The organism is Ectothiorhodospira magna (assembly GCF_900110965.1).
Lineage (GTDB): Bacteria > Pseudomonadota > Gammaproteobacteria > Ectothiorhodospirales > Ectothiorhodospiraceae > Ectothiorhodospira > Ectothiorhodospira magna.
Window position 1 is genome coordinate 53463 of the sequence record NZ_FOFO01000023.1, and the last position, 8841, is coordinate 62303.

General features: G+C 59.4%; 8 protein-coding genes and 2 pseudogenes. 1 reads left to right on the forward strand and 9 read right to left on the reverse strand.

The genetic code is table 11. The features are described from left to right. Positions 1-40: 40 nt before the first annotated feature. Complete coding sequence (locus BMX62_RS10180) at positions 41-838, reverse strand: ABC transporter permease (protein WP_090208306.1); 798 nt, start codon at positions 836-838, stop codon at positions 41-43. Positions 839-934: 96 nt separating this feature from the next. On the opposite strand from BMX62_RS10180, the pseudogene BMX62_RS10185 reads away from it, so the two are divergent. After that, positions 935-1159, forward strand: a pseudogene (locus BMX62_RS10185) (catalase-peroxidase); the annotation flags it as partial. A 122-nt stretch (positions 1160-1281) separates the two neighbouring features. Here BMX62_RS10185 and hsdR read toward each other — a convergent pair. From hsdR to BMX62_RS12910, 8 genes and pseudogenes are all read right to left on the reverse strand, one after another. Beyond that, on the reverse strand, positions 1282-3681 hold the full coding sequence (gene hsdR, locus BMX62_RS10190; RefSeq protein ID WP_090208308.1) for an EcoAI/FtnUII family type I restriction enzme subunit R: 2400 nt from the start codon (positions 3679-3681) through the stop codon (positions 1282-1284). Further along, entirely contained in the window at positions 3678-3929 is a 252-nt protein-coding gene (locus BMX62_RS10195; RefSeq protein WP_090208311.1) for a UPF0175 family protein, read from the reverse strand. Before BMX62_RS10195 ends, hsdR begins: the two co-directional genes overlap by 4 nt. A 41-nt stretch (positions 3930-3970) precedes the next feature. Further along, complete coding sequence (locus BMX62_RS10200; protein ID WP_090208314.1) at positions 3971-4984, reverse strand: virulence RhuM family protein/type II toxin-antitoxin system death-on-curing family toxin; 1014 nt, start codon at positions 4982-4984, stop codon at positions 3971-3973. Further along, positions 4981-6201 carry a restriction endonuclease subunit S gene (locus tag BMX62_RS10205; protein ID WP_090208317.1) on the reverse strand — a complete coding sequence of 407 codons (1221 nt, stop codon included), beginning with the start codon at positions 6199-6201 and terminating at the stop codon, positions 4981-4983. The genes BMX62_RS10200 and BMX62_RS10205 overlap by 4 nt, the downstream gene beginning before the upstream one ends. After that, positions 6198-7676, reverse strand: coding sequence for a class I SAM-dependent DNA methyltransferase (locus tag BMX62_RS10210; RefSeq protein WP_090208321.1), 1479 nt, complete (start codon positions 7674-7676; stop codon positions 6198-6200). Before BMX62_RS10210 ends, BMX62_RS10205 begins: the two co-directional genes overlap by 4 nt. A gap of 56 nt (positions 7677-7732) precedes the next feature. Beyond that, a pseudogene (locus BMX62_RS10215) lies at positions 7733-8005 on the reverse strand (HigA family addiction module antitoxin); the annotation flags it as partial. A 34-nt stretch (positions 8006-8039) separates the two neighbouring features. Then, complete coding sequence (locus tag BMX62_RS10220; protein WP_090208327.1) at positions 8040-8312, reverse strand: antitoxin; 273 nt, start codon at positions 8310-8312, stop codon at positions 8040-8042. Next, positions 8309-8587: a BrnT family toxin gene (locus BMX62_RS12910; protein ID WP_090208329.1), complete on the reverse strand. Its 279-nt coding sequence runs from the start codon at positions 8585-8587 to the stop codon at positions 8309-8311. The genes BMX62_RS10220 and BMX62_RS12910 overlap by 4 nt, the downstream gene beginning before the upstream one ends. Positions 8588-8841 lie beyond the last annotated feature (254 nt).

The following is an 8841-nucleotide window of genomic DNA, read 5'->3' on the forward strand; positions in this document are numbered from 1 at the left end:
CCTGCAACGGGCTTTTCGACCGCCGGTGGCCTGATGGGTTTCATCCGGCCTTCAGGCGGTCCAGCCGCAGTCGCTCCCGCTCGTCGAACAGGCGCCGGGACCCCAGCCAGATGGCCCCCAGGGTACCGAATCCGGTGCCCGCGGTGATGAGAAACATCACCAGAATCTGGTATTTCACCGCTTCCATGGGCGGTGTGCCCGCCAGGATCTGACCGGTCATCATGCCGGGCAGACTGACGATGCCCGCCGCCGCCATTGCATTGATGATGGGCATCAGGCCGCTGCGGGCGGCGTCCAGGCGGATGTCCCTGATCGCCTCGGTCCAGGTCTGCCCCAGGATCAGGCGGCCCTCGATCACCCGGCGTTGTTGCCAGGCGGACTGGGTGAGACGGTCCAGGCCCAGGGCGATCCCGGTCATGGTGTTGCCCAGCAGCATGCCCAGCAGGGGGATGGCGTACTGGGGCTCCCACCAGGGGGCCGGGCCGATGATGACGGTCAACGCAAACACCGTGGCGGTGAAGGCGGACACGAACATGGCCAGGGTGCCGATGCCGTAGGCCCACCAGCCGGTGAATCGTCGCCCCTGTCGGGCCACCACTTCCCGGCCCGCCACCAGCAGCATCACCAGTGCCATGATGGCCACCCAGTGCAGGGCGGCATGCTCGAACAGGGTCTTGAGCACCAGGCCGATCAGCAGCAGTTGCACCACCGTGCGGGCGGCCGAGACCAGCAGGCTCTTCGACAGCCCCATGCCCACCCGGCTGGTCAGCGCCGCCAGGGCAATCACCAGCAGGGCCGCCAGAGTAAGGTCCAGGGGTGACAGGGCGATGACGTTCATCCGTTTGACTCCATCAGTTGACCGCTTTCCATCAGGAGGAGGCGGCCGCCCAGGCGGCTACGCTGCTCCGCGTCATGGCTGACCCACAGGGCGGGCTACCGCTGGGCGCCAGTCGGCAACAACCTCTACGAAATCCGTGATCGCAAGAGCGACGAGGTGAAGTGGACGGCCACCCGGGTCGACCTGGTGTTCGGTTCCAACTCGGTCCTGCGTTCCTACGCCGAAGTCTATGCCCAGGACGACAACCGGGAGAAGTTCGTCAAGGACTTCGTCAAAGCCTGGGTCAAGGTGATGAACGCGGATCGATTTGATCTGAAGTAAGCCATCGCGTGATGGAGGCACCGCCTCCATCATGCTCCCAAAAACCCTCGGGCGCGGCCGTCTTGGCCGCGCTTTTTTTCAGCCACCTTCCGGGCCAGCTGCCCCGCACACCTGGACCTGCCTCAATACAGATACTGCTGAAAATCCACAAAGACTTCCCGAATATTGCCCACGGGTCCCAACTCCTGCACGGCATCGCCGACGCTGTGGTACTTCAACTCGATCAACTGCGGCAGCTTGGCCGTGTCCAGCTCGCTGACGCCCTGGGCCACATAGTGATCGAGGACGAATCTCAGGAACTCCCGCTGTCTGTAGTCATGGCCATGGAAGATGCGTTCCTTGTGGGCATCCACTCGCTGGGCCCGAGTCACCGGCGCCATGTTGAAGGCGATGTAGGCCAGCACATCGTAGAGATCACTGTGCTCGGCCTCGATCAGCTTGCCCACATCGGCCAGCTGTTGCCTGCCGTAGCCCTTCTCCTCGAGTCCCTCCAGCAGCTTCTTCCGGGTATCCGGGCGGCCCCACAGACGGCGCAGTTCGTCCTCGTCCTTGAACAACTCGGGCAGATCACCGAACAGACGCTGAATGAACTCGGCTGCGGAGATGGGCTTGCCGTCCGGACCCCAGAAGCTCGTGGCAGTCATGTGCTGGAGGGTGCGTTCCTTGCCATCGGCCAGCCGGATCTTCACCTTGCGGCGTGTCTCGCAAAGGCAGGGCCTCTCGCCGCATACCTCGCAAGGTTCCGGCGGTGCCTTCTCGCACACACAAGGCCGCTCGCCACAAACATCGCATCCCTCAGGCGGTGGCCTGGTGCAACGGCAAGGGCTGTTTCCGCATTGCTCGCAGGGCTCGGGGGGCAGCGGCTCCCCATCCCACTCCGGATCACTGAAGTGCTCGTAGGCCTTCACAAAATCGTGGATCGTGAAATAGTCCTTGCCATCGAACAGCCGCGTGCCCCGACCGATGATCTGCTTGAACTCGATCATGCTGTTCACCGGCCGCATCAGCACGATGTGGCGGACATTCCTGGCGTCCACGCCGGTGGAGAGCTTCTGCGAGGTGGTGAGGATGGTCGGGATGGTCTTTTCGTTGTCTTGAAACTGCTTCAGGAAGCGTTCGCCCTCCTTGCCATCGTTCGCCGTGACGCGCTCGCAATAATGGGGATCGGTGCTGGTCTTGAGCTGATTGATCAGGTCGCGGACCGCCAGGGCATGTTCCTGGGTGGCGCAAAACACCAGCGTCTTCTCTCGCGGGTCGATCTGTTCCATGAACAGCTTCACCCGATACCGTTCACGTTCCGCGATCTCGATGACGCGGTTGAAGTCATCTTCCCTGTAGCGCCGCCCCGCTTCCACCTCACCCTCGATCACCTGGTCATCGGGCGTGTAGACATAGTCATCCAGGGTCGTGGCGATCTGCCGGACCTTGAAAGGCGTCAGGAAGCCGTCGTTGATGCCCTCCTTCAGGGAATAGATGTACACCGGCTCTCCGAAGTAGGCGTAGGTATCGGCGTTGTGGGCGCGCCTGGGGGTGGCGGTCAGGCCAAGCTGCACGGCAGGCTGGAAATACTCCAGGATGCCCCGCCAGTTGCTCTCATCGTTGGCGCCGCCCCGGTGGCATTCATCGATGATGATGAAATCGAAAAAATCCGATGGGTAGTCCCCGAAGTTGGGCGCAAGATTGCCCGCCGCATCGCGCCCGGTCATGAAGGTCTGGAAGATCGTGAAGAAGACGTTCCCGTTCTTGGGCACCCGGCCCTTCTTGCGGATGATCTCCGGATCGATACGAACCAGGGCGTCCTCGGGAAAGGCAGAAAAATCGTTGAAGGCCTGATTGGCCAGGATGTTCCGATCCGCCAGGAACAGAATGCGCGGGTGCCGACCAGGCGTGCCCGTGGCGCGTGCCGTCAGACTCCAGCGGGCATGAAACAGCTTCCAGGCGATCTGGAAGGCGATGGCGGTCTTGCCGGTGCCGGTGGCCAGGGTCAGAAGGATGCGATCTCGACCCGCCGCAACGGCCTCCAGCGCCTGGTTGATGGCGTTGTGCTGATAATAGCGCGCCTGCCAGAACCCACCCTTGTCCTCGAAGGGCACCGCGCCGAAGCGTTCCCGCCAGGTGTCTTGAACACCGGCACCCATGCCAAAGGTCTCCACCCACAGCCCATCGGGAGAGGGCCAGGCATCCACCGGCCCCTCCGTGCCCGTGCCCATGTCCACCCGGTAGATGCCGTCGCCATTGGTGACGTAGGCAAATCGGGTCTGCAAGCGCTCGGCATACCGCTTGGCCTGGGCCAGTCCCTCGGTCACCGGCAAGCCGCGCTTCTTGGCCTCGATCACCGCAAGCTTCTGGCCGCGATAGATCAGCACATAGTCGGCGATGTCCTGCCTGGCCCGTTTGCCGCCGCCCTGCAGCCGACCGAGGGTGATCACCTCACGCCGCACCCGGCTGGCCTCCATCACACCCCACCCCACCTCCTTCAGGGCCGGGTCGATGAGTTCAGCGCGGGTTTCGGCTTCGTTCATGGGTGCGCAAGTGCCTCGACAGTATGAATATCCTCTTCCACGACCTGTTCATCCAGTCGGAAGCCGGTACCGAAGTGTTCGCGCAGGCGGGCAGCGAAATCTTCAAAGCTGAGATCGGCCAGCGAGGCGGCAGCGGCAAAGCTCAGCTTGTGGGCATGGTAGAGGGCGGCGGCGAGGAAGAAGTTGGCCGACTCTCTGCCAAAGGGCTCCAGCACTTCTTCAAAGTCGGAATTGATGGCCAAGGGCATGGCGTACTCCTCCGCAGATAGATACTCGTTGATAAAAAAGACTATCTCTTGCCATTATGCGTTCCAGCCAGCATGTTCATGATCAGACGGATCATGGTCTCCTTGTGGGCGGCATCGGACTCGGCCACCAGCAGGGTCAGTGCCGCAAGGCCCACGTCGTTGATCACCGGCTCACCTGCCGCATTCAGCAGGCGGCCATTGCGGTGGAGGAAGTCCACGAACAAAAAGGCCGCGCTGCGCTTGTTGCCATCGGAGAACGGGTGGTTCTTGATCACGAAATACAGCAGATGCGCGGCCTTGGACTCCACGCTGGGGTAAGCGGGCTCGCCAAACACGCTCTGATCCAGATTGCCCAGCAGCGAGGCCAGACCGTCGCCCCGATCCCGGGCGAACAGATCGGTCGCCTCGCCGCGCGCCATGAGCTCGGATTTCAGACTGTCCAGCGCGGCCCGCGCCTGTTCCAGTGTGGGCAGGCTTCCACCCGGCTGGGCACGTGGCTCGGTCAGCAGGCCCTCGTCGTAGCGTTGCAGCAGCAGAAAGGTCTGGGCGTAGCGGCTGACGATATCCACCAAGCCACGACCGCTGCCCGCGTCCAGCGCCGGGCTTTGCGCGGCCTTGCGCACCAGCGCCAGGGCCGCCTCCAGTTCACGGGCGTTTTCCTCAAAGCGCTGGCGGTTCAGGGTCCAACCCTGGGTGAGGTGTTCGCGCAGGACGCGGGTGGCCCACTGGCGGAACTGTACGGCGCGGCGCGAGTTCACCCGGTAGCCCACGGAGATGATGGCGTCGAGGTTGTAGTGTTCGATCTGCCTGATGACCTGGCGCTTTCCCTCGGTTCGAACTGTTTCCAAAATGGAAACAGTTGCCTCCCGTTCCAGTTCGCCATCCTGATAGATGTTCTTCAGATGCTTGGATACCGCCGCCTTCTGCACATCGAAGATCACCGTCATCTGCTCTTGGGTCAGCCAGACGGTCTCACGGTCGGTATCCAGCCGCACCTCGACGGCCTTGTCGGCATTCTCGAAAATGATGATGGGGGCTTGGGTTTCAGCGGTCATGCCACTTCCTCCTTGTTGTGGATTGCATTGGATACTTCCTTGTCTGCGGTGAGTTCGCCGGAGAAGGCTTTTTGTAGGAGGGATTGTTTGAGTTCTGATAAGGCGTTTAGCTTCTGTCGATAAATGGATTGCAGACGACCCGCTTCTACACTCAAATCATCAAGGCTTCCACGTAATTCCTCATGTATTTTGCGCGAAGGAACAGGGATCAGCAGCTTTCTGACATCTCTTATATTGATCTGCATCAAAGCAGCGCCATATGTCTTAGCAGAAATTTGCTCTTGGACGACGGGGGATCTCAATAGATAGTACCCAAGCTCCTGTCCCAAAAGGTCTGGATTGAACCGAATTGGAACTATTCCCCTAGTTACGTTCGCACCTTCGAGCTCTGTCGCAGCGATAGATACAACACCAGTAGTGCCGCGCACACAGAGCAGCAAATCACCCCCATGCAAAGTGGTTCGTGAATATGCTTTAGCCAGCGATGGGTCGATGGTCTTAAGCGTATCACGCCGTATGAATTTTTCTCTCAAGTCTGTAGGCCGAACGACCGGAAGTCCATCCGTAACATCAGGTCCTGGCTGAACTATCCCATACGAAAGGGTGCATGTGTCATGCACAAGGGTTTCAAGTGGTTTCCTTGCCCAGCTCTCGCCTCGCTGGCTGAATACTGAATTCAAATAACTCTCAAACAACTCCCGGGCATTGGCGAGGTTCTTTTCGGTGTTGGCGACCGCGGTGGCGATTCCCGCGAAGGCTTCATCGAGGATGGCGACGATGCGCTTTTGTTCGGAGAAGGAAGGAAGCGGAATCTCAAACTCAAGCAGCTTGTTGATATTCGCTCTCGGCATTCGTGCGCCAGTGCTTGTACTATCGATCTCTTTTACTACAGGCTCCCAAGTCAACCAGTAGTAAAGGAACCGGCGATCGAGACTAGATTCGACCCGTAATGGAAAAATCTCAGAGGAGCAATGGCCGTCGAACTCCGGCAAAAGAACCTTATTTAGATACGGCCGGAGACGTCCATACAATACATGACCCGCAGTGAAACTAAAAGTTGTACTCTTGGCCGTAGCAGGCGCCAAGCTGCCAATAAACTTGCCCGTGCCGCTTTCAATGTGCTCCAAGCCTACATACGGCAAAGTAGTCCCGCTATGTTTGGCCTTATCAACGGTGCAAACATTCTTCAGTGCCGTAGAACTCCACCCCTCCCTCACAACAACATCCCCCGAATCCCTTCCAGGATCTCCTCGCTCTCTCTATCCAGCGTCTCGATCTCGTTGATGATCACCTCAGGATCACGCAGGGGCGCGGCTTCCGCCTTGTTGGGATTCTTCACCGACAGATCCACGCTGTCCGGGTCGATGTCCTTCACGTCCACCGTCCAGGCATTCTCGGAATCCTCGAATCCGGCCTGCCGGGCGACGAAATCCTTGAGGTCGTTGTCATTGAGCGGGTTGGTCTTGCCCAGGCTGCGGCCAGGGTCGAGCTGGTAGTACCAGACCCTCCGGGTTGGCGCGCCCTTCTCGAAGAACAGCACCACGGTCTTCACGCCGGCGCCCAGGAACGTGCCGCCGGGGCAGTCGAGGACGGTGTGCAGGTTGCAGCTTTGCAGCAGCTCCTTGCGCAGCGCCCGCGAGGCATTGTCGCTGTTGGACAGGAAGGTGTTCTTGATGATGATGGCGGCCCGGCCACCCGCCTTCAGGGACTTGATGAAGTGCTGCAGGAACAGGAACGCCGTCTCGCCGGTCTTGATGGGGAAGTTCTGCTGGACCTCCTTGCGCTCCTTGCCACCGAAGGGCGGATTGGCCAGGATCACGTCGAAGCGGTCCTTCTCCTGGATGTCACTCAGGTTCTCCGTGAGACTGTTGGTGTGGACCACGTTGGGCGCCTCGATGCCGTGCAGGATCATGTTCATGATCCCGATGACATAGGGCAGGCTCTTTTTCTCCTTGGCGTAGAAGGTGCGGGTCTGGAGGATCTCCAGGTCGCGGGTGGACAGGTGGCTGCCGTCGCCCTGGCCGTCCGGGCCATAGCGCAGATAATCATGCGCCTCGCACAAAAACCCCGCGGAACCGGCGGCGGCGTCGTAGATGCGCTCGCCGATGCGGGGCTTGACCACCTGGATCATGGCGCGAATCAGTGGGCGCGGCGTGTAGTACTCACCGCCGTTGCGCCCGGCGTTGCCCATGTTGCGGATCTTGGCCTCGTACAAGTGGGAGAGCTCGTGCTTCTCCTTTTGCGACCGGAAGCTCAGCCCGTCGATCAGCTCCAGGGCATCCCGCAGGCTGTAGCCGCTGGCGAACTTGTTGCGGATCTCGCTGAAAATCTCCCCGATCTTGTATTCGATGGTGTCCGGCCCGGTGGCGCGATCCCGAAAGCCCTGCAGGTAGGGGAACAGCTCATCGTTGACGAAGGCGATCAGGTCGGCGCCGGTCAGGGCCGTGTCATGGTCGAACTGGCCGTCAGCCGTCTTTGGCGCGGCCCAGGCCGACCAGCGGTACGGTTCATCGATGATGAACGGGTAGGACGTGCCCACCAGCTCGGCCTGCTGGGCACGCTCAAACTCCAGGTCGTCCAGGTACTTGAGGAACAGCATCCATGACGTCTGCTCGGTGTAGTCCAGTTCCGTGGCGCAACCGGCCTCTTTCCATAGCACGTCATCGATGTTGCGAAAGGTTTGTTCAAACATTCACTGTCCTGTGTTCAGGTTGGGCAAATCCGGCGTATGCCTGATGATGTGTTCAATCAGCCGGCAACAAGCCGCTTGACCTTGAGTTCTTCACGATGCTGCTCAGCGTGCCAGAGTTCATACTGTGACTGCTGATACAGCCAACTCTCTGCCGAAGTACCAAACGCAATGGAAAGCCGAATGGCCATCTCTGGACTAATGCCCGCTCTGCCGTTCAACACAGCACTCAGGGTTTTTCGACTGACCCCCAATGCTTCTGCAGCGGCCGTTACAGAGAGGTCCATTGGCTCCAGGTAAAGCTCACGCAATACTTCACCAGGATGGGGGGGGGTAACTCAAGAGCGCCTGTCCCTTCCGAGTTCATTACCGATCCTCACGCAAACGACCTTCCACATACTTATGGAGGACGCTGGCAATAAGTGTCTGGTAAGGGATACCCTCCGACAGGGCTTTCTTCTGGAGCCCCCGAAGATCCTTGGAAGAAAGCCTAATATTGATGCGGGCATCCTTCTTGAACATGGCTTCTGCGTACTGCTGATGCCGTGTTTTCCTTTCTTCAAAATCCGGTGCTCGCCGGAGCCCACCCCCATCAAATGCATCCAGAATTTCCTGCTCTTCTTTATCCAGCTTACTCATTTCGAACCTCTCAAATAGGTTTTGCTCGCTTTCCGGCTCGGAATGATTGTTTTGAGAAAAACCTCATCTTCCGACTCTACGAAGGGCACCAAATAGGCATACCCCTCTATCTCAATCACATGTACCTGTTGGCCAGGGTACCGCGCCTGATTCGGATGTTCGAACGTATCCAGAATACCTCCGACCAGGATGTGAAAAACCACATCCTCGAAAGAGATGCCTCGCTCCTCTTGGAGAAGCTTGTTCTTGTCTGGGTTCCATGTGATCGGCTTCATGAGTCGAAGTTTAGCACATCGTGTGCCTTATGTGCTCAGCGACTAAACGAAAAAGCTCACCGGCGGCAATAAAGCGCAGCGGAATTGCCGTCCGAGTGCCGGGTGGCCGCGGGTGATTACTCACCTGCGGCTGTGAGCCGACGGACAGAAATCGCATATAAGGCTCAGTCCCCGGGCGAGTCAGCACAAGGTGACAAAGCCCATCAGGTGCAGGGGATAGGGTAAATGCGGCGGTTGTGCACTGAAAGTTCATG

Excerpts from the sequence above, each read along its gene's own strand:
- BMX62_RS10180 (WP_090208306.1), bottom strand. The coding sequence starts at position 838 with ATGAACGTCATCGCCCTGTCACCCCTGGACCTTACTCTGGCGGCCCTG.
- hsdR (WP_090208308.1), bottom strand. The coding sequence starts at position 3,681 with ATGAACGAAGCCGAAACCCGCGCTGAACTCATCGACCCGGCCCTGAAG.
- BMX62_RS10195 (WP_090208311.1), bottom strand. The coding sequence starts at position 3,929 with ATGCCCTTGGCCATCAATTCCGACTTTGAAGAAGTGCTGGAGCCCTTT.
- BMX62_RS10200 (WP_090208314.1), bottom strand. The coding sequence starts at position 4,984 with ATGACCGCTGAAACCCAAGCCCCCATCATCATTTTCGAGAATGCCGAC.
- BMX62_RS10210 (WP_090208321.1), bottom strand. The coding sequence starts at position 7,676 with ATGTTTGAACAAACCTTTCGCAACATCGATGACGTGCTATGGAAAGAG.
- BMX62_RS10220 (WP_090208327.1), bottom strand. The coding sequence starts at position 8,312 with ATGAGTAAGCTGGATAAAGAAGAGCAGGAAATTCTGGATGCATTTGAT.
- BMX62_RS12910 (WP_090208329.1), bottom strand. The coding sequence starts at position 8,587 with ATGAAGCCGATCACATGGAACCCAGACAAGAACAAGCTTCTCCAAGAG.